At 66.8% G+C, this 20,193-nt stretch carries 15 protein-coding genes; 6 read left to right on the forward strand and 9 right to left on the reverse strand.

Annotated features, from left to right (window positions below; all coding sequences use genetic code 11):
- From FVW27_RS09605 to moaA, 4 genes are all read left to right on the forward strand, one after another.
- A partial coding sequence (locus FVW27_RS09605; protein WP_167124666.1) for a formate dehydrogenase accessory protein FdhE occupies positions 1-406 on the forward strand: 406 nt, incomplete at its 5' end.
- Between the two features lie 38 nt (positions 407-444).
- A complete protein-coding gene (locus FVW27_RS09610) occupies positions 445-1,230 on the forward strand; it encodes a formate dehydrogenase accessory sulfurtransferase FdhD (RefSeq protein ID WP_167124668.1) in 786 nt (261 codons plus the stop codon).
- On the forward strand, positions 1,227-2,015 hold the full coding sequence (mobA, locus tag FVW27_RS09615; protein WP_167124670.1) for a molybdenum cofactor guanylyltransferase: 789 nt from the start codon (positions 1,227-1,229) through the stop codon (positions 2,013-2,015). Before FVW27_RS09610 ends, mobA begins: the two co-directional genes overlap by 4 nt.
- Positions 2,016-2,140: 125 nt before the next feature.
- The gene (gene moaA, locus FVW27_RS09620) at positions 2,141-3,226 is read left to right on the forward strand and encodes a GTP 3',8-cyclase MoaA (protein WP_167124691.1); all 1,086 of its coding nucleotides are present in this window, start codon (positions 2,141-2,143) and stop codon (positions 3,224-3,226) included.
- Positions 3,227-3,360: 134 nt separating this feature from the next.
- Here the strand turns inward: moaA and FVW27_RS09625 are convergent, their stop codons facing one another.
- The 9 genes from FVW27_RS09625 to FVW27_RS09665 all read right to left on the reverse strand — a co-directional run bounded on the left by FVW27_RS09625 (position 3,361) and on the right by FVW27_RS09665 (position 17,224).
- Positions 3,361-4,779 carry a carbon starvation CstA family protein gene (locus FVW27_RS09625; protein ID WP_167124672.1) on the reverse strand — a complete coding sequence of 473 codons (1,419 nt, stop codon included), beginning with the start codon at positions 4,777-4,779 and terminating at the stop codon, positions 3,361-3,363.
- Between the two features lie 691 nt (positions 4,780-5,470).
- On the reverse strand, positions 5,471-5,677 hold the full coding sequence (locus FVW27_RS09630; RefSeq protein WP_167124674.1) for a hypothetical protein: 207 nt from the start codon (positions 5,675-5,677) through the stop codon (positions 5,471-5,473).
- A gap of 102 nt (positions 5,678-5,779) precedes the next feature.
- Entirely contained in the window at positions 5,780-7,591 is a 1,812-nt protein-coding gene (locus FVW27_RS09635) for a carbon starvation CstA family protein (RefSeq protein WP_167124676.1), read from the reverse strand.
- Positions 7,592-8,157: 566 nt separating this feature from the next.
- Complete coding sequence (locus FVW27_RS09640) at positions 8,158-9,561, reverse strand: carbon starvation CstA family protein (protein WP_167124677.1); 1,404 nt, start codon at positions 9,559-9,561, stop codon at positions 8,158-8,160.
- Between the two features lie 221 nt (positions 9,562-9,782).
- Positions 9,783-11,582: a LytS/YhcK type 5TM receptor domain-containing protein gene (locus FVW27_RS09645; RefSeq protein WP_167124679.1), complete on the reverse strand. Its 1,800-nt coding sequence runs from the start codon at positions 11,580-11,582 to the stop codon at positions 9,783-9,785.
- A gap of 134 nt (positions 11,583-11,716) precedes the next feature.
- On the reverse strand, positions 11,717-12,499 hold the full coding sequence (locus FVW27_RS09650; protein WP_167124681.1) for a LytR/AlgR family response regulator transcription factor: 783 nt from the start codon (positions 12,497-12,499) through the stop codon (positions 11,717-11,719).
- Between the two features lie 270 nt (positions 12,500-12,769).
- Positions 12,770-13,498 (reverse strand): response regulator, encoded by a 729-nt coding sequence (locus FVW27_RS09655; protein ID WP_167124683.1) that lies wholly within the window; start codon positions 13,496-13,498, stop codon positions 12,770-12,772.
- On the reverse strand, positions 13,479-15,539 hold the full coding sequence (locus FVW27_RS09660; RefSeq protein WP_167124685.1) for an ATP-binding protein: 2,061 nt from the start codon (positions 15,537-15,539) through the stop codon (positions 13,479-13,481). The genes FVW27_RS09655 and FVW27_RS09660 overlap by 20 nt, the downstream gene beginning before the upstream one ends.
- Entirely contained in the window at positions 15,536-17,224 is a 1,689-nt protein-coding gene (locus FVW27_RS09665; RefSeq protein ID WP_341806116.1) for an ABC transporter substrate-binding protein, read from the reverse strand. The genes FVW27_RS09660 and FVW27_RS09665 overlap by 4 nt, the downstream gene beginning before the upstream one ends.
- A gap of 322 nt (positions 17,225-17,546) precedes the next feature.
- On the opposite strand from FVW27_RS09665, the gene FVW27_RS09670 reads away from it, so the two are divergent.
- On the forward strand, positions 17,547-18,329 hold the full coding sequence (locus tag FVW27_RS09670; RefSeq protein ID WP_167124687.1) for a TlpA family protein disulfide reductase: 783 nt from the start codon (positions 17,547-17,549) through the stop codon (positions 18,327-18,329).
- 99 nt (positions 18,330-18,428) lie between these two features.
- Complete coding sequence (locus FVW27_RS09675) at positions 18,429-19,331, forward strand: transposase (protein ID WP_167124689.1); 903 nt, start codon at positions 18,429-18,431, stop codon at positions 19,329-19,331.
- Positions 19,332-20,193: the final 862 nt, after the last annotated feature.

The raw sequence follows: 20,193 nt of genomic DNA on the forward strand, positions 1-20,193 counted from the left end.
CCGCCGCACCGGCGCGGACCAGCCGGGCGCCACCCCGGTGGTCTGGCAGCACGGCCACTGTCCGGTGTGCGGCAGCGCGCCGCTGGTGGGCCGCCTGGTGGGCAAGGAAGGGGCGCTGCACCACACCTGTTCGTTCTGCCGCCACGAATACCGCGCCAAGCGGTTGCAGTGCCCGTTCTGCCTGGAAAACGAATCGAAGAACCTCGAATACTTCACCGCCGACGGCGAACCCGGCTTTCAGGTGCACGTCTGCACGTCGTGCAAGGGGTACATCAAGGTGGCGGACTTCCGCGAATTCGATCGCATCTCCATCCCGGTGCTGGACGACCTGGAGTCGCTGGCGTTGGACATCGTGGCGCGCCAGCAGGGCTACACGCGGCCCACGGCGTCGGCCTGGGGGTTCTGATGGCCGGGCGCGACGCGACCAGATTGCCGACAGGGGCCATGCCCCGCCATGTTTCCGTGCGCCGGTACAAGGACGCGGCCTGGGGCGACATGGACGACGTGTTGAGCCGTGAAGTGCCGGTGCGCGTTGAATGGGGACCGGAACCCGGAGGCGCGGGCGAAGCGGGCATCGCCGCCGGGTCCACCCGGCTGTGGGCCTGGCCGCACGGCCTGGCCGACCTGGTCCTTGGCCACGTGCTGCTGGATCGGGTGCACCCCGCCGTGACCGGGCAGGAGCCGGGGGCATGGGGCATACGCCACGCGGGCACGGTGACCGATATGAGCCGGGGCGCGGACGATGGCGACAACCTTGCCTTTGCAGTGAGCCTTCGCGCCGCACCGGGCGCGGGCGTTCCGCAACCTCCCGCACCCATGCGGGCCGCCGTCCTGCTGGACGCCATGCGCGCCTTCATGGGCGAGGAAGGGCTGTGGGACGGCACCGGCTGCTTTCACCGCGCGGGCGTGTACGACCCCGTGCAGGGCCGCCTGCTGCGCCGGGCCGAGGACATTGGCCGCCACAACTGCATCGACCGTCTGGCCGGATGGGCCGCGCGCGAAGGGGTGGACCTGGCCCCCCGGCTGCTGCTGGTTTCCGCGCGGGTGACGGCCAGCCTGTTCGCCAAGGCGCGCCGGGCGGGCTTTTCGTTCGTCGCCAGCCGTTCCGCGGTGACCACCGCCTCGGTGGACATGGCCACGGAACAGGGCGTGACCCTGGTGGGCTTTGCGCGTGACCGCGAGGAACGTTTTACCGTGTTTGCCGATGCCGGGGGCAGGGTACTGGAATGAACCGCCGCTGGGGCACGGAACACGCGGCGGACATGCCGGACGAGGGGGACGAGGGCGCCCCAGTCCGGCCCGACGCCGCCGCCTGCAATGACGCCCCCGTCTGCAATGACGCCCCCGTCTGCAATGACGCCCCCGTCTGCAATGACGCCACCACCTGCAATGACGCGCACGGCATCGTGGGCGTGGTGCTGGCGGGGGGGCTGTCCACCCGGCTGGGTCAGGACAAGACCCGCCTGCACCTGCACGGCGAATCCGCGCCGGGCATGCTGGCCCGCACGGCGGCGCTGCTGCATTCGGTCACCGGCGAGGTCTGGATATCCTGCCGGGGCAACCGCCCATGCCCGGTGTCCGAAACGGGCGTTGACGGCCCCTACTACCGCCTGAACGACGAGGTGGAGGGCATGGGGCCGTTCGGCGGGGTTATCACCGCCCTGCGCGTGGCGCAGGGACCGGTGCTGGTGCTGTCGTGCGACCTGCCGTTCATGGAGCGCGCCGTGCTGGAACGGCTGCTGGCCCGGCGGGCCGCGCGCAGGCCGGGCACCGTGATGACCACCTTCCGGCAGGTGGAGACCGGCTTCATCGAATCGCTGGTGGCCGTGTACGAGTTCGAGGCCCTGCCGCTGTTCCGGCAGGCGCTGGAGGACGGAGAACGCAAGCTGAGCCGGGTGGTGCCGCCGGACCTGCGCGAGCACATTCCCTACACGGTGCGCGAAGCCCTCCCGTTCTTCAACATCAACTACCCCGCCGACCTGGAAATGGCCCGGCGGATCATCGGCGCGCTGTAGCAGGCTCGCCGCACGGGCAGAAGCCCCCGCATCGGCTTCGCGGAAACGCCATGACCAGAACCGTCGCCCTTGCCAGAGATGGAGCCGTCCCCGAAGGGGATGCCGGACCCCGTGCGGTGCCCGGCATGGCTGCGGACACCGCGCCCGACAGGGCCACCCTGACCGACACCCACGGTCGCAAGGTGCGCTACCTGCGCCTGTCCGTCACCGACCGCTGCAACCTGCGCTGTTCGTACTGCTGGGGCTGCACGGAAATGCGCTTCATCCCCCACGACGACGTGCTGCGCTACGAGGAAATGGCGCGCATCGTGGACGTGGCCGTGGAAGAGGGCGTGGAAAAGGTGCGCCTGACCGGGGGCGAGCCCTTCGTGCGCAAGGGGCTGACCGGTTTTCTGGACATGCTGCACCAGCGCCACCCGGCGCTGGACATCCGCATCACCACCAACGGCACCCTGCTGGCCCCGCACGCTGCCGCACTGCGCGGCCTTGGCGTGAGCACGGTGAACATCTCGCTGGATACCTTCCGGCGCGACCGCTTTGCGGCCACCACCGGGCGCGACATGCTGCCCCAGGTGCTGGACGGCATCCACGCCGCGCTGGACGCGGGCCTGGCCGTGAAGATCAACGCCGTGGCCCTGAAGGGCGTCAACGACGACGAACTGGCCGCTTTCCTCGACTTTGCGCGTCGCCATCCTGTTGACGTGCGGTTCATCGAATTCATGCCCATGGGCGGCGGCACCAGCTGGACCGAAGACCAGTTCTGGGGCGCGCCGGACATCCTGTCGGCGGCGGAGCGGCTGGCGGAACTCGTCCCCCTGGCCCCCGGCGAACGGCGCAAGGGCCCGGCCAAGCTGTGGGGCATCGCTGGCGGGTTGGGCCGCTTCGGCCTCATCACGCCCCTGTCCGACCACTTTTGCGGCGACTGCAACCGCCTGCGCGTAACCCCCGACGGGCGGCTGCGCACCTGCCTGTTCTCCGACCGCGAATACCGGCTGCGGCCGTTGTTGCGCCACCCGAAGCTGGGCATGGACGCGGTGCGCAAGGTGCTGCGTCTGGCCAACCGCCGCAAGCCCCTGGGCTACCAGTTGCTGGCCAGGGTGCGCGCGGGGCAGCTGGCCGAATTGCGGGGGGCGGGGCAGGAACTGCCCAACGCCCCGTGCGAGGGCGGCACCGCCGTGGCCAATCGGCGCATGAGCGCCATCGGCGGGTAGGCGGAGCGCCATTTTTCCACCCTCCGTCCGGCAGGTTCCGGACGGGGCAAGACGCAACAGACAGTGCAGGCAACGAAAAGGCGGGGTCCGGTGGACCCCGCCTTCGCATTTTCCGGTTGCAACAACGGGTTGGATTACGCCGGGGAAGCTTCGAACGTCTTGCGCTTGGCCAGGAACAGGATCAGCGAACCTGCGGCTGTGGCAACGCCGATCCACGTGGAGACATCCAGCGGCATGCCCAGGCCGATCTTGGCATAGCACAGGTAGGTGGTGCACACCGAGGTCATGAAGGTGGCGGGCACGCTGGCAATCCAGTGGAACATGCCGCGCCGCACCAGGTAGGCGGCAGCCGCCCACAGCACAATGGTGGCCAGGGTCTGGTTGGCCCAGCCGAAGTAGCGCCAGATGATGTCGAAGTTCATCTGCGACAGGAAGGCGCCCACCACGAACAGCGGCACCGCGATGATCAGGCGCTTCACGTTTTCGACCTGCGAATAGTTCAGGAAGTCGGCGATGGTCAGGCGGGCGGAACGGAAGGCCGTGTCACCCGAGGTGATGGGCAGCACCACCACACCCAGAATGGCCAGGATGCCGCCAACGGGGCCCATCAGCGCAATGGACACGTCCTTGACCACCTTGCCGGGGCCGCCAGCGGCCAGGGTGGCGTTGAGCGCGTCGGGGGTGTCGTAGAAGGTCATGCCAAGGGTGGCCCAGATCAGGGCAATGACGCCCTCTGCGATCATGGCGCCGTAGAAGATGGGGCGACCGCAGTTTTCATCGGGCACGCAACGGGCCATCATGGGCGACTGGGTGGCATGAAAGCCCGAGATGGCGCCGCAGGCGATGGTGATGAACATCAGCGGCCACAGGGGCAGACCCTTGGGGTGCTGGTTGGTCCACTGCGCGGCGGGGTAGAAGTCGAAGCCCTTGATGAACAGCATGGCGGTGAGGCCCCCGGCCATGATCAGCAGGATCACGGCGAAGAGCGGGTAGATGCGCCCGATGATCTTGTCCACCGGCAGGATGGTGGCCAGGAAGTAATAGATGAAAATGATGACCACCCACACCAGCAGGGTCCAGTCGGTCATGCTGGCCAGCAGCGCCGCCGGGCCGGTGACGAAGACCACGCCCACCAGCAGCAGCAGCACCACCGAAAAGAAGCGCATGAACTGCTTGAAGCCGTTGCCGAGGTTGTAGCCCACCACGTCGGGAACGGATTTGCCCGCGTAGCGTACCGAAAGCATGCCCGAAAAATAGTCGTGCACGCCCCCGGCAAAGATGGAGCCGAGCACGATCCACACCAGTGCCCATGGGCCGTACAACGCGCCCAGAATGGGACCGAACACCGGGCCAAGGCCTGCTATGTTCAGCAACTGGATGAGAAATATCTTTCTGGGTGACATTTTTACGTAGTCAACCCCGTCAGCCATGGTGCAGGCCGGGGTAGCCTTGCAGTTATCGGCCCCAAAGAACCGCTCGACTACACGGCTGTACACCATGTACCCGATGATAAGCGAGGCGACGCTTATGATGAAGTACATTACTGATGGCATGATCTCCTCCTTTATTTGCGCTGCTATGCCGTAATATTGCATTGGCTGCGCGTTGTCTGTTGTTTATATTGTGAATGTTTGAATTTCTTTTTTAGGTGATGCGTGTTTGATTGCGTGTTTGTTTTTATTTTTTGTATGAATTTTTTGTGTATTTATTGCTTGGTGTATGGGCAAAATTTACTAATTGATGTGTGTAGTGTTTATTTCGTGTGTTGTTGCGTGCCTGTGTGAGTATTGTTTGTTATTTAATAAAGCGCGGAGATATGGTCATGCATCTGTATGTTTTGGTTGCACGAAATGTATTTTGGTTGTGCTTTTATATGTGTCCTTAGTGTACTGCGGTTGTAATTTTCAATCGAACTTCGTTGATTTGTCGTTTTTCGTTCCCGAATGGTATTTTTTGTGGCCCGGGTGGATGCCGGGCGGATGCCGGGTGGGCACGTGTTGGCTGAAGGCTGGCAGCATGAGGCAGGGGGGCGGAAGGGCGAGCAAGGCTGAAGGGGGCTGGAACGGGCCATGTCTTTTTGCATCCTCCTTATTCTGGCGATATCGTTGTTTTTTGTTCCTTTCCGCCGTCTGGTTGCGCCAACGTGAAGCGCCCCGTCTGCGTGTGCAGGCAGGGCGCTGGCTGGTTGTCGCGCGGGGTGCGGCGTCATGCCGCATGCGCTTCACCGTGGCGAAGCGGTGGCGGTTAGGCCGGAGAAGCCTCGAAGGCCTTGCGCTTGGGCAGGAACAGCGCGAACGACACCGCGGTGGTGGCGATGCCGATCCAGGTCGAGATGTTCAGCGGGATGTTCAGGCCGATCTTGGCGTAGGCGCGATAAGCAGGGTTGCAAGGGCGGAGTGTCTGTTTGCCGGAATGGACGCATGCAGGCGACATCAGGAGCGTGTTGCGCATGCCAGCCGTAAATAAGGGCGCCGCCCGGCAACATGCCGGGCGGCGGAAGGGTAATGCGGGAGGGGGCGGCGACCCCGCCCCCTCGTGCGGTTTGTCCGTCTGCTATTCGGTGACCACCTGGAGGACTTCCTCTCCGTCCTCGTCGGTGACGGTCTTCTGGATGGCCAGCAACTGCATCCAGCGCTTCACCGTGCCCACGATGACCACCGCCATCAGGCACATGACGATGATGGCCAGCGAGGAGAGCAGGTACAGCCCCTTGGGCAGGTAGTTGTTCATCACGTTCAGGTACCCGGCCCAGAAAGTGATGGCCACCATGGACAGGCCGGGGATGGCGGTCATCCACGCGTACTTGGCCTTGTTCATGCGGATGATCATGGTGGTGCCGATCAGAAGCCCCACGGCCGCCAGCAACTGGTTGGACATGCCGAACAGGGGCCAGATGGTCGAGATGTCGCCGGTGTACACCAGGTAGCCCCACGACGCGGTGAACAGCGCGCTGGTGATCAGGATGCCGGGCATCCAGCGCTTTTCGGCGAACTTGGGTACCACCGTGCCGATCATTTCCTGCAGGAAGAAGCGGCCCACGCGGGTGCCGGTGTCCACGGCGGTGAGGATGAACACCGCTTCGAACATGATGGCGAAGTGGTACCAGTACGACATCAGGTGTTCCATGAACGGGATGGACGAGAAGATGTGCGCCATGCCCACGGCCAGCGAAACCGCGCCGCCGGGACGGCCCTGGATGTTTTCGCCCACGGCCTGGGCCAGGTGCGGCAGGTCCACGGGGGTCATGCCCAGCTTGGCGTACACGGCCGGGGCGGAGTTGATGGCGAAGTAGTCTGCGGGCACCAGCACACAGGCGGCGATCAGGGCCATGATGGCCACGAAGCCTTCGGTGAGCATGGCGCCGTAGCCCACGAACAGCAGGTCGCGTTCGTTGCCGATCATCTTGGGGGTGGTGCCGGTGGCGATGATGGCGTGGAAACCGGACAGCGCGCCGCAGGCGATGGTGATGAACAGGAACGGGAACACCGCACCGGGGATGATGGGGCCGCCGCCGTTCACGAACGGGGTGATGGCTTCCATCTGCAGGGTGGGATGCACCCAGAAGATGCCCACGGCCAGCGCCGCGATGGTGCCGATCTTCAGGTAGGTGGACAGGTAGTCACGCGGGCACAGCAGCAGCCACACCGGCAGTACCGACGCGGCGAAGCCGTACACCGGGATGGACAGCGCGATGGTGTGGCGCGACATGTTGAACCACGAGGACAGCACCGGATGTTCCACCACGTACGGGCCGGCCAGGATGGCCAGGGCCAGCAGCACCACGCCGATGATGGAGGCGCCCTTCACGTCGCCGTCGCGCCACACGTGCAGGTACACGCCCATCAGCAGCGCGATGGGAATGGTGGCGAACACGGTGAAGGTGCCCCAGGCGCTGTCGTGCATGGCGTTGACCACGGCGATGGACAGGCCCGCCAGGGTCAGGATGAGGATGAACAGCACCGCGAACGAGGCCACCGAGCCGGTGAACTTGTCGATTTCCTTGGAGGCGATGTAGGCGAGGCTCTGACCCTTGTGGCGCACCGAGGCGAACAGCACCACGGTGTCATGCACCGCTCCCGCCACCACGCAGCCGACGAGAATCCACAGGGTGCCCGGCAGGTAGCCGAACTGCGCCGCCAGCACCGGGCCAAGCAGCGGGCCTGCCGCCGCGATGGCGGCAAAATGGTGCCCGAAGAGCACGTACTTGTTGGTTTCCACGTAATCGTGTCCGTCGGCCATGCGTATCGCCGGGGTCGGTCTGCCGGGTTTTACCCCCAGAACCGTGCGGGTCAGGAAAAGCCCGTAGAAGCGATAGGCGATGGCGAAGACGCATAGTGCAGCGAAGACAAGCGTCAAAGCGTTCATCGTGTTCCTCCGTTGATGCTGTCGGTTTGCCAGTGTTCATGGAAAACTGGCGGATGCCCTGAGTGCAGTTTCCAGCTCTTGGGCGGATAATCGGAGGAAAACACGCTTCATGGCAATGCACCTTGTTGCGATGTGCACTTTTTCACGTGTGGAATGCAGGAAAGCAGCCTCGAAATGCCTGGGGGAGCGGTGAACGGTTTTCTTCGGCATGAAAATATGCGAGCCTTCAGCGTGCGTCCTGCCGAAAGCATAAGATAATATCCTGATAAAATAAAAATTTTTCTGGAAAGGCGTGGCTTCGCCTGGATGGGGCAGGGGCAGGCGTGAACAAACGTGTCCGCCTTGCGGGCAGGCAGGACAAGGAGACGATGTGCGAGGCGGGGGGGGAGGTCGCGTTGCCATGCGAAGGGCGCCGGAGGAACCGGCCGCCGTGTTCATGGCGTTGCCTTCGCGCGCTTCCGGCACGCCGGGCGTGCCAAGCGCGCCAGGCACGGCCGCGCGCCCGTTACACGCCAAATCCGCCTGACGCGTCTGGTGCGACTGGTGCGACTGGCGACAGGGGAAATTCAGGCCTTGTGGCGGCCGCGGGACAGGAACAGAGCCAGCGTCAGCACGGCGGCGGCACCCCCCATCCATGAAGAAACGACCAGCGGCAGGTTCAGTCCGATGCGGGCATGGCAGATGTAGGTGGCGCACACGGCGGTCATGAAGCTGGCGGGCAGGCTGGCGGGCCAGTGGAACATGCCCCCCCGCGCCAAAAAGACCGCGGCGGTCCACAGCACCAGTGTTGCCAGCACCTGGTTGGCCCAGCCGAAGTAGCGCCAGATCACCTCGAAGTTGACCTGCGACAGGGTGGCCCCCAGCGCGAACAGCGGCAACGCGATGAGCAGGCGGCGGTGCCGTTCCCGCTGCGCTATGCCGAGCACGTCGGCGATGGTCAGGCGGGCGGAACGGAAGGCCGTGTCGCCGGAGGTGATGGGCAGCACGATGACCCCCAGGATGGCCAGGATGCCTCCCGCCGGTCCCATCAGTTCCATGGACACGTCGTTGACCACCTTGCCCGGTCCCCCGGCGGCGATGGCGGCCTGCAACTTCGCCGGGTCGGGGTACAGGGCCATGCCCAGGGTGGCCCAGATCAGCGCCAACGCGCCTTCGGCGATCATGGCCCCGTAGAACACGGGCAACCCGCTGCGTTCGTCGGGCAGGCAGCGGGCCATCAGGGGCGACTGCGTGGCGTGAAAGCCGGAAATGGCCCCGCAGGCAATGGTGATGAACAGCAGCGGCCACATGGGCAGGTCTGCGGGGGGCGCGGTCCAGGCCAGGGGAGCGCCGGTGGCGTGCCCTTCGACGAACAGCGCGGCGGTAAGACCCACGGCCATGACCAGCAGCGAGCCTGCGAAGATGGGGTAGACCCGCCCGATGACCACGTCGATGGGCAGGATGGTGGCCAGGAAGTAGTAGGCGAAGATGACCACCACCCACGTCATCACGGGTATGGTGGTCATGTCCGACAGCAGGCGTGCCGGGCCGGTGACGAACACCACCCCCACCAGCACCACCACCACCAGCGAGAAGACCTGCATGAAGCGGCGCATGGATGTACCCAGATGGTCGCCCACCACGTCGGGCAGCGAAAGGCCGCCCCGCCGCACCGAAAGCATGCCCGAAAAATAGTCGTGCACGCCCCCGGCGAAGATGGACCCCAGCACGATCCACACCAGCGCCCACGGCCCGTACAGCGCGCCCAGGATGGGACCGTACACCGGTCCGATGCCCGCGATGTTCAGCAATTGGATGAGAAAGACGCTCTTGGCGGGCATCGTCACGTAGTCCACCCCGTCGGCCATGGTGCAGGCGGGGGTGGGGCGGGCGTTGTCCGGGCGCATCAGGCGCACCATCAGGCGGCCGTAGAGAAGGTAGCCGCAGACAAGCGCGGCAAGACTTATGGCAAGGTATGCCCCGGGCGGCATGGGTGCTCCTTGAGAGGGATGGCGCGAACGGCATGGTGACCGGCGACCGGGGGAAAATACCCGCAACCGCCGCGCATGGCAACGCGGCGTAGAGGGGGGGGCGCAACGCGGGAGCGGCAAAAGGGGGGGGCGGGGTCCGGCGACCGGCCACGACCATGCCGCACGCGGTATTGGCGTTGTCGCGGCCGTGGCGGCAACGCTGCGGGCCGGTTTGCCCCGTGCTACTGCAACTGCTGGCGTGGAATGCGGAACGAGACGCGCGTGCCCCTGCCCGGTTCGCTGTCTATGCGCATGGCGTACGAGGGACCGTACATCTGCATCAGCCGCTGGTTGCAGTTGCGCGCGCCGATGCCGTCGCGCAGGCTTTCGACCATGGTGTCGGCGCAGGCCTGGCTGGCGTACAGGTCGGCCTGGGCTTCGGGAACCGTGCGGGGCGATAGGTCGCTGGCGTCCGGGGCCAGGATGGCGTTGCGGGTGTCGTCGTCCATGCCCGCGCCGTCGTCCTCCACGGTCACCAGCAGGTGGTCGCCGTCGGCATGGGCCGAAAGGCGCACCAGCCCGCCTTCCTCGCGGGCCAGGATGCCGTGACGCACGCTGTTCTCCACCAGCGGCTGGATGAGCAGCGGGGGGATCAGCCAGTCGGCGGTGCCGGGGGCCAGGTCGATGTCGGCGCGGATGCGGTCGCCGAAGCGGGCCTGCTCGATGACCAGATACGAGCGCACCTGTTCAAGTTCTTCGGACAGGCGGATGGCTCCCCGGCTGGAATCTAGGTTGCGGCGCATGTACCGGGCAAGGTCCAGGATCAGGTCGCGGGCCTGGCCGGGGGCGGTGCGGCAGAACGAGGCCACCGTGTTCAGCGAGTTGAACAGGAAGTGCGGATTGATCTGGGCCTGCAGGCGCCGGATTTCGGCGCGGGCGATGAGCTGATTCTTGATGCCGATTTCTTCCAGTTCGATCTGGGTGGAGAACAGGTCTGCCAGCCCCTTGGCCAGTTCGAAGCGGGTATGGTCCAGCGGGCGGTTCTTTGTTCCGTACAGTTTCAGGCAGCCCAGAATCTGGCCGCCCTTGCGCAGCGGCACGATGATGGCATCGGTCAGCGGGCAGCCGGGCTGGCGGCAGCCGATGGAATCGCGGTCGCGCACGAACAGCGGCTCGCCCGTTTCCGCCACCCGCCGGGTGGCCATGGTGCGCACGTGGAACCCGGCCAGGTGGTGGTCCGCACCAGCGCCCACGTGGGCCAGCACCATGTCGCCCCCGGTCAGGGCCACGGCGGCCACGTGGGTCTCGTCCAGAATGATTTCCGCCGTGGCCTGGGCGGATGCGCGCGTCAGGCCCGAACGCAGGTGCGTCAGGCTCTGGTTGGCGATGGACAGGATCTGCCGGGCCTGAGTGGAGTCGCGCAGGTCGCGGAAGTGCAGTTGCAGGCGCAGGGCCTGCACGAACAGCGCGGCCCCCATGGCGTTGATGAGGATCATGGGCAGGCTGATCACCCGCACCAGCTCCACGGCCTCGGTGAACGGTTCGGCCAGCCACAGCACGAGGCCCATGTGGTAGGTCTCGCCGATCAGGCCCAGGGTCAGGGCCGTGGCCCAGTCCAGCCGCCGTTCCGGAAAGCGCCATGCCACCAGACCCGCCAGCACCCCTTCGCTGAGCGTGGCAAGGCCGCACGGCAGCGCGCTGAACCCGCCCACGTCGATGAGGTAGCGGTGGCCGGCGGCAATGATGCCCGCCCCCGCGCCCACCACCGGCCCGCCGAACAGCCCGGCGGTGATCACGCCCATGGCCCGCAGGTTGGCGAAGGACTGGAACACGAAGTTGCCGGTGTAGGTGCCCAGAATGCCGAACAGCCCGAACATGACCACCAGCAGGGCCGTGGCCCACAGCGGGCGCGAGCGCCCCGGCCCCACCTTGTCCAGCGGGGCAAAGGTCATGATGGCGAAGCCCCCGGCCAGCAGCAGGCCGAAGCGCTGGGTCAGGGTGATGAACAGTTCGGGAACGTGGGGGGAAAGTATCGGGTCCATGTGGCCCTCTTTGGGAACGTGTTCTGCGTGTGCCTGCCGACGCATGACGGCAAGGCCGCGCCTGCGGCGGTTGCGGGGCAAGGCATTTCAGGCAAGCCCCTGCGGCATTGCGCGGTCTTTGCCTGTGCAGTGCCCTAGACGCCCAGCCGGGCGCGAAAATCACGCGCGCGGTTGCGGCTGACGGTGACCTCGGTACGGTCCGCGTCGTTCATGACCAGATGGTACTTGCCGTTGATCCACGGTGAAAATTCGGCAATGCGCTCCAGGTTCACCAGCACGGCGCGGTTCACCCGAAAGAACGGCAGCCCGGCCAGGCGTTCTTCCGCCCGGGCCAGGGTGTTCATGTTGTGGCAGGGCAGGCGCCCTTCGTCGGTGACGGCCACGATGCGTTTTTCCTCGGCCTCTATCATCACCACGTCGCGCGTGGGGATGAGGCTGATGCGCCCGCCATGCTCGACGGCCAGACGGTCCACCGGCTTGGAATGCCCCAGCGCGCCCAGCAGTGTGGCCATGGCGTTTTGCAAGGGGCGTGTTCCGTCGGTGGCCAACCGACCGCGCACCCGGTCCAGGCAGCGGGCCAGCCGGGCGGGGGCCACGGGCTTCAGCAGGTAGTCGAGGGCATTCTCCTCGAAGGCGCGGATGGCGTGCTCGTCGAAGGCGGTGACGAAGACGAACAGCGGCGCGGTCTCGCCCGGCTGGGCCTGGGCCTGGGCCTCGCGCAGGACGTGGAAGCCATCGTGCCCCGGCATCTGGATGTCCTGGAAGACCAGGTCGAATTTCTCGTCCGCCAGCCTGCGCAGCGCCTCGCTGGCCGATGCAGCCTCGGCGGCCTCCACGTCCGGGTATGCCGAGAGCAGGTAGGCCAGTTCGTCCCTGGCGGGGCGTTCGTCATCGACGATGAGGGCGCGGATGGTCATGGCGAGCCTTTCTGTGGGGACGGACCGTTCCGGAAAGAGGGCCACTGGGGGCGTGCGGGGGGCGCTGGCGGCATCAGGCAGTGCCGTACGCAACGCCGGTACCCGGCCAGTACCCGCCCGGGGCGCGCGGCGCGCCGCTTGTGGCCCCTTGCGCTTATCTAGCGCCGGGCAGTGGGGCTGTCCAGAGGGGCGGGAAGGCCTGAAAACAGGCCGCGCGAGCCAGACCGGCCCGCGCGGTAAATATCCTGTTGTGGCGGCTGCGGGGCTTCGCTATTCCGCCATTGCCGCCACCTCCACCGTGGCGTTGTGGGCAATGCCCACCACGTCGAACACGGTGGAAAGGTTGGGGGATACCCCGGTGACGCGCACCGCGCGCCCCAGGCCGCGGGCGTGGCGCACCAGTTCCGCCAGCACGGCGATGCCCGCGCCGTTCACCGACACGGACGGTTCGAAGTCCAGCACCACGGTGGGCGCGCCGGTCAGCAGCGCCTCTTCGAACACGTGGCGCAGCACCGGTTCCGCCGGGCTGTTCACCGTGCCGCGTATGCGCACCACGGCGGCGCCGTCCTGCGCGGGGTCGGCCTCGGCCACCCCCGGCCCGGCCACCAGGCGGATTTCCTCTTCCTTGGCGCGCTTCAGGCGGATGCGTTCCTCGGCCCGCGCAAGGGCGTGTTCCAGCGCCTCGCGCCGCACCGGTTTGTTGATGAAGTCGGTGGCGTCCAGGTGCAGTGCCTCGATGGCCAGTTCCGTGTCGCCGTGGCCGGTGATGACGATGACCTCGCTGCGCGGGTCGGCCTCCTTCAGGGCGCGCAGCACGTCCATGCCGTCGATGCCGGGCATCTTGATGTCGGTCAGCACCACGTCGGGGCGTTCGCGGTCGAAGCGGAGCAGCCCTTCCTCGCCCGATTCCGCCGCCAGCGGCACGTGCCCCAGGGCCTCCAGCAGCAGGCCGAACATCTTCAGGGTGGGCACCTCGTCGTCAATCACCAGGATGCGCATGGCTGTCGTCCTTTTTGCCGCCGTGCGGCGGGGTATCGCGGTGGGCGGGCAGGCGCACGTGGAACGCGGTGCCCTTGCCTTCCGTGCTTTCGATGCGGATGTCGCCGCCGTAGTCGCGCACGATGCCGTACACGATGGACAGCCCAAGGCCCATGCCCTGGCCCGTGACCTTGGTGGTGAAGAACGGCTGGAAGATCTGCTCGCGCAGCGCCTCCGGAATGCCCGCGCCGTTGTCGGACACGGTGGCCACCACGGCGTTGCCGTCGGCCTCGGCCCGCGTGGCGATGGTGATCACCCCGCGCAGGCCCCCGTCCTTGCGGGCGCGGTCCAGGATGGCGTCGCGGGCGTTGGTCACCAGATTGAAGAACACCTGCTGCAGGCGGTTTTCGTGGGCGCGCACCGGGGGCAGGCCCTCGGCCAGGTCCAGCTTCACCTCCACGTTCTGGAGCAGGAACTGGCGCTCCACCAGCGGCAGCACGGCGCGGGTAGGCCGGTTGATGTCCAGCGGCTCGATGACCGCATCGGCCTTGCGGCCGAACGAACGCAGGGTGTTGATGATTTCCGTGGCGCGGTCCACCTGGGTGCAGATGTCGCGCGCCACCTCGTGCAGGCGCGACTGAGGCACCGGCAGCCCCTGCTCGATGACCAGCGACAGAAAGTCGCTGCCCATGCGGATGGCGTTGAGCGGCTGGTTCAGTTCGTGGGCCACCCCGGCGGACATTTCGCCCAGCGACTTCATCTTGGCCGCCTGAATGATCTGGGCGTCCTTGTCCATCATTTCGGAGATGTCGGTGGTGGACACGATGATGGCGGGCCGCCCGCGATAGCTGATGGGGCAGGCGTGCAGGTTGACGTGGAACACGCTGCCGTCCTTGCGCACCTGCATGGCCTTGGGGATGTTCAGGCAGCCGCCCGCCGCATCGCCGCCGTCGAACACGGTGTCGAACACGGCGCTGCATTCGCGCACGGCGTCGCCGCCCAGCGCGGTGAGCGGCAGGCCGTTCAGTTCCTCGCGGGTGTAGCCGTACATTTCCACGGCGCGGGGGTTGGCGTCCAGGATGCACAGGTCGGTGCAGTCCACCACGAAGATGGGGTCCGGCCCGCTGTCGAACAGCGAGCGGTACTTGCCCTCCGATTCCTGCAGCCGCTTGCGGTACAGCCGGATGGACCACACCATGTTGCGGAACGAGTCGGCCAGCTGGATCACCTCGTCGCCGCCGCGCTTGCGGTAGAACACGCAGGTGGGGCAGCTGTGCAGCCGCTCCGGTGTCTGGCGCGGGCCCCGGCGTTGCTCGTCGAAGTGCCAGCACGGCAGGTCGGTGTCGCTGTACGCGGGGCAGTCGTGGATGTCCCAGCCCGCGTCGGGCACGTCGAGGTCCACGGCGGTGTTGAAGTTGCCGCGCGAAAGATCGTCCGAAATGCGCGTCAGGCGCGTCACCGGCGCGGTGATGTACCGGGCGAGGTAGTGGCTGATGAAGAAGGTGATCACCACCACCGCCGTGATGAACCCCAGAAAGGTCACCCGCAGCTTGCCCACCAGGCTGTCCATATGGTCCTTGCTCAGGCCCACGTGCACGTCGCCGATGCGATACAGCCCCTCCTTCACCGGCACGGCGATGTCGTAGGCCGACACCCCCATCACGTCCACCAGTTCCACGCTCTTGGCCACCCCGTCGGGCAGGGGGTTGGCCATGCGCAGGTATTCCGGAAACGGCTTGATGAAGGTGTGGGCCAGCACGGAGCCCTGCGGGTCGGTGACGAAGATGTAGGCGATGAACTGGTGCCGCTCGCGCAGTTGGGCCTCGTCGAAGATCAGCCCCACCAGTTGCGGCACGTCGTTGTCCAGGATGTAGCCCGCACCGCGCGCCGCCACACTGTGGGCGATGGCCGCGCCGCGCAGTTCCAGTTCCGCCGTCAGGCCGGACACCAGAATCCACCGGGCCAGCAGGGCGATGGTACCGCTGATGGCCATGATCACCACCAGAATGGTGATGAAGAACTTCTGTTGCAGCCCCAGGCGCTGGAAGCGGCGCAGGATCATGGCCGCGCCTCCGCGCTGCCCGGAGTGGCCGGGAATGCGGGGGACGCGGGAGAGAGTGCGGGGGAAGATGCGGAGGGGAATGCGGGCGACAACGCTGGGGCGGCATCAGTCCGGGGGGACTGCTCCGCCCCGGAGAGCGTGGGCGTCCGCCCGGGATTCGGGGCGGACACGGAATCCGGTGCCGACTCGTGGGATGGCCCCGGCACGCTGCCCTGCCCCGGCACGCTGCCCTGCCCCGGCACGCTGTCTGACCCGGCCGGGGCATCCTGTCCGGGCGACGCCTCCTGTCCGGCCACGGGGGGTGGCGCGGGCAGGGGGTGCACCTCGCGGAAGTCGCGGATCAACTCGAACTGACCGTCATGCAGCCGGGTGAAGTACACCTGGTTCATGCCCTGCCTGCTCTCGGGCGAAAAGGACACGTAGGTGCTGCCACCCAGCGGATAGTCGCGCAGCGATTCCAGGGCCTGCACGAAGCCTTCGCGGGTCAGGTCACGGCCTGCGCGGCGCAGTCCCTCCACCAGGATGCGCGCGTTGACGTAGCCTTCAAGGCCGATGGTGTTGGGCGTCTCGTCGGGAAAGTAGCGGCGCAGCAACTGCACGTAGTCGGCGGCGGCGGCCAGCAGGTCGGGCGTTTCCTTGGCGCGCGGGGGCGGCACCACCTGGGACATGGTCACCGGATTCACCGGCGCATTGCCCAGCAGCCGGGCCAGTTCTTCTGCCCCGGTGAACGACAGGCAGTGGAACACCGCGCGCAGGCCCGCCTGTTCCGCCAGACGGATGAACCGGGCCGAGGGCTCGTAGGTGCCCACCATGACCACGGCCTGGGCGTCGGCGGCCAGGATGCGGCGCAGCCCTTCCTCCACCTTGGTGGTGCCGCGCACGTACGAGCCGCGCGTCACCGGGGCCAGGCCCAGTTCGCGCAGGGCTATTTCCGTGCCGGTCAGCCCGTCGAAGCCGTAGGCGTCGTACTGGTAGAACACGGCGATGCGCGTCAGCCCAAGGTCGCGCACCAGATGGCGCACGGCGGCCTTGGTTTCCTGGTAGTACGAGGCGCGCACGTTGAACACGTAGCGGTTGAACGGCTCGCGCAGGCCGTTGGCCCCGGTGAACATGCCCACCAGCGGGATGCGCGCCTCTTCCACCAGCGGCAGCACCCGCATGGTGGTGGGCGTGCCCACGTAGCTGAACAGGGCGAACACGTCGCCGTCGATGAGAAACCGCTGGGTGTTGGCCAGGCAGCGGGGCGGATCGTACCCGTCGTCCACGGCAGTGAGCAGGATGCGCCGCCCGTGCACCCCGCCGGTGTCGTTGATGTGGTTGATGTACGACAGCGCGCCGCGCAGGGTCTGCACGCCAAGGTAGCTGGCATGGCCGGTAAGGGCCAGGGACGAGGCCAGGTGGATGGCGTCGTCGGTGACGCCCGGCGCTGTGGCGTCTTCCTGTCGGCGGGGGCTGTCGGCGTTGCAGGCGCCCAGCAGGGGGAGCAGCGCCAGCAGAAGCAGCAGTGGAAAAAGAGGCAGCAACGCCAGCAGGCGGTACCCTGCGGAGCGGCGGAAAGAGGGCTGCGCAAGGGACGCGGCAGGGAGGGCAGTGGGGGACGCAGCGGATCGGCAAATCCCCCGAACCCGGCCCAGGGGGGCCGGATGCCGGGCGGCGGCGCGCGATGCTGCGGTGCGCGTGGTCACACTTGCTCTCCCTGCTCTCGGGCGTTGCCCGGCGGAATCCGCGGGGCGGATGCGCGCAACGGTGCCGCGCCGTGCGGACTGTAGCCTGACGATGGCGGAAAGTTCAAGGGTGTGCGCCCCCCGGAAAGGAGCCCGCACCGTCCCACCGTGCGGTGCGGAACCGCCGGGAATGGCTGGGAAACGGCGCGGATGGCCGGTTGGCGGGCGCTGCGCCGCGCTGCCCCGTTGTCAGAACCGTGGAGCGGGGCTACACTTTTTGACGGTGCCACGAAGCGCGGCCCGGCACCACGCACCATCTGCCGCGTCGTATACGGGAGTGCCGATGGCTTCGGTTTTTTTGCGCAGCGGGCTGGGGATGCACGGAAAATGCGGGCTGCACCCGCACGGGGTGACAAGGCGGCGCGCCATGTCCGTGGCGGGATTGGCGCAGTTGCTCGCGTTGCTGCGTTGCGGGGGGGTGACCGTTGCGTGCCTGCTGGCGTTTGCAGTGTCGTCGGTCGCTGTGGCCCAGGCGGGGCAGTCTGCCGTGCCGCTGGAGCAGGGCGGGGCCGTCGCGGGCGATGCCACATCCGCCTGGCCCAGCGGCGCGCGCTTTCCGGACATCGCCCTTGGCAACCCATTGCCGGATACAGGCTGGACCGGCGGCCCGGAGGTGGCCATGCCCGAGCGGGCGCCCGGTGACCGCGAAGGGCTGCCCGCCCGTCTTTCCGACCTGCGCGGGCAGGTGTTCATCGTGAACATGTACAGCTGGTTCTGCGCCCCCTGCCAGGAAGAAGCCCCGGCCCTGCGCGCCCTGCACGCGCTGATAGCGTCCGCCAGCCACGGCGAACTGGCCGGGCGGGTGCGGCTGGTTGGCATTGCCGCCGGTGACGACTGGAATCTGGTGCAGGGCTTCCGCCAGCGGCACGGGCTGGCCTTTCCCCTGTTCGCCGATCCGGAACTGGCGCTGCACGGCCAGCTTGGCGGCCTGCCGGTGCCGTTCACCTGGGTGCTGCGGCGCGAGGCCGACGGATTCCGGGTGCTGTTCACCCATGCCGGGGCACTTTCCGGCACTCCGGCGGCGTTCCTGGATCGTGTGCTGGCGGCGGCGGGGCCGCTGCAATGAGCGGAAGGCCGATCTTTGGCGGGGTGTGGTGCGCGGTGCCTCCGCGCGGGGTGCGGGTGCGCATTGCGCGCCAAGGGTGATTTGGGCTACCAGAAGGATATGGAATCGTTGCCCGAAAATCCCAGCCTTGGCCCCGAAGAGCCGCATCTTGCCTCGGAAGAGGCGGCCCTTGCCCACCTGCTGGAGCACTGCTGGCCGGGCGGGCGCAGCTTCTGTCCCCGTTGCGGCGGCGGGCGGCTGTACGAACTGTCCGCCGGGCGCTGGCGCTGCGCGGGCTGCAAGTACACCTTCCACCCCTTTTCCGGGCGCTGGATCAACAACGGCAACCTCACGCCGCTGACCTGGCTGCGCCTGCTGCACCTGTACGCGGGCGAGGCCACCGTGCATACCCTGGCCGCCGAACTGGGGCTTTCGTACAACGCCGCTTACAAGGCGGTGACCACGGCGCGCTTCGCCATCCTGGCCCACGCGCCTGACGCGCGTCAGTTGCTGGGGCCGGAAACCGGCCTTGGCAGTTACCTGAAGGGCAAGAAGCTGACCGGAGAACCCAGGGGCGGGGGAGGACAGGTGCCCATTCCCGTGTTCGGTATTCTGGAACGCAACGGGTGGGTGTTCATCGACCTTGTCTCCGGCCTGTCCGCCGAGACGGTGTTCCACTTCAACCACAATTTCCACCTGCGCATCGAACGCGCTGGCAACCTGGTGCACACCGCGCCCTACCGCCATTACGACGCGCTGGTGCTGTGCGGAGACGATTCGCTGCCCTACGAGTACATCCGGCGCCGGGCCGACGGCCAGGCGGAACCGAAAAGCGAGTTCTGGAAGTTCGCCGGGGGGCGGCTGCGCGCCTTCAAGGGCGTGTCGCCCCAGCGCTTTCCGCTGTACCTCAAGGAACTGGAATTCCGTTTCAACCACCGGCGCGAGAACCTGTTCGCCACGCTGGTGCGCTACCTGTGCGACATGGTGCCCGATGTGCCGGAGCTGGATGAATCCCGCCCGTAGGGGGGTGTTTCTGGATTGTCTTTTCGTCCATTGGCATCCGACCCGAAGGGCGCGAAGCGTGCCCGTTAGGGGAGCGCGTAGCGCGAGTCTTACGGGCATCGTGCGCAACGCGGTCAAACTTCGTCTGCCATATCGGTCGAATACGATAAGAGTACGCGCTGCGGTCCCTATCCGTAAGGTTCACTTCGCTCACCTAACGGCTAGGGCACTCCCTCATGACAGGCTCGTTTTCCTTGCCAATGAACGAAAATCCTAATCCAGAAAACTCCCCCCGGAAATGCTTGGCCAGAGCTTTCCCTCGCGGGTCCCCTCCCGCCTGACATTTCGTCACTGTTTTGCACTCGCTTCGTGATTTTCAGGCCCGTGCCCTGTTTTCAGGGGGCGGGCCTTCTCTTTTGTATTCCGGCATGTTGCGAGAGTAACGCTGTCGTGATGTGTGGCGCGGCTCGGTGTCAAACCGTAATTATATGCTTTCTGACATCATGTAACGGGTGCGAATAATGGCACAAAAAAACCGGCACCGGTGCAGGACCGTGCGCAGGAAAACGCCCGTTGCCGCCTTGCGTGGTCACGTCTAACACCCTGCTGTAACAGGAAAGATGTCTCGTTTGCGCCGCCGGGAACGGCGCGGAGGGGCAGGGGCCCGGCATGCCGCCGGACCTTTACAGGGAAAGGGGACTACCATGTTCGCATACCCTGCAACACATGAGGTGCCGGGGGAAACTCCGCTGCCGTTCTCGGGCCTGGGACACGACCTGGCGCCCGTGGCGTCGCGCGCCCGACTGCTGGCATGGATTCCCGTGCGGCGGCCGCGCGATGTCCGGCCGCATGCGGCGTGGAGGCGCGACGTGGATCGCGCGCC

Origin of the sequence: Nitratidesulfovibrio liaohensis, from assembly GCF_011682075.1 — a bacterium.
Lineage (GTDB): Bacteria > Desulfobacterota > Desulfovibrionia > Desulfovibrionales > Desulfovibrionaceae > Cupidesulfovibrio > Cupidesulfovibrio liaohensis.

Excerpts from the sequence above, each read along its gene's own strand:
- FVW27_RS09670 (WP_167124687.1), top strand. The coding sequence starts at position 17,547 with ATGGCTTCGGTTTTTTTGCGCAGCGGGCTGGGGATGCACGGAAAATGC.
- FVW27_RS09650 (WP_167124681.1), bottom strand. The coding sequence starts at position 12,499 with ATGACCATCCGCGCCCTCATCGTCGATGACGAACGCCCCGCCAGGGAC.
- FVW27_RS09625 (WP_167124672.1), bottom strand. The coding sequence starts at position 4,779 with ATGCCATCAGTAATGTACTTCATCATAAGCGTCGCCTCGCTTATCATC.
- moaA (WP_167124691.1), top strand. The coding sequence starts at position 2,141 with ATGGCTGCGGACACCGCGCCCGACAGGGCCACCCTGACCGACACCCAC.
- FVW27_RS09635 (WP_167124676.1), bottom strand. The coding sequence starts at position 7,591 with ATGAACGCTTTGACGCTTGTCTTCGCTGCACTATGCGTCTTCGCCATC.
- FVW27_RS09675 (WP_167124689.1), top strand. The coding sequence starts at position 18,429 with ATGGAATCGTTGCCCGAAAATCCCAGCCTTGGCCCCGAAGAGCCGCAT.
- FVW27_RS09660 (WP_167124685.1), bottom strand. The coding sequence starts at position 15,539 with ATGATCCTGCGCCGCTTCCAGCGCCTGGGGCTGCAACAGAAGTTCTTC.
- FVW27_RS09610 (WP_167124668.1), top strand. The coding sequence starts at position 445 with ATGCCCCGCCATGTTTCCGTGCGCCGGTACAAGGACGCGGCCTGGGGC.
- FVW27_RS09655 (WP_167124683.1), bottom strand. The coding sequence starts at position 13,498 with ATGCGCATCCTGGTGATTGACGACGAGGTGCCCACCCTGAAGATGTTC.
- FVW27_RS09640 (WP_167124677.1), bottom strand. The coding sequence starts at position 9,561 with ATGCCGCCCGGGGCATACCTTGCCATAAGTCTTGCCGCGCTTGTCTGC.
- mobA (WP_167124670.1), top strand. The coding sequence starts at position 1,227 with ATGAACCGCCGCTGGGGCACGGAACACGCGGCGGACATGCCGGACGAG.
- FVW27_RS09645 (WP_167124679.1), bottom strand. The coding sequence starts at position 11,582 with ATGGACCCGATACTTTCCCCCCACGTTCCCGAACTGTTCATCACCCTG.
- FVW27_RS09630 (WP_167124674.1), bottom strand. The coding sequence starts at position 5,677 with ATGCGCAACACGCTCCTGATGTCGCCTGCATGCGTCCATTCCGGCAAA.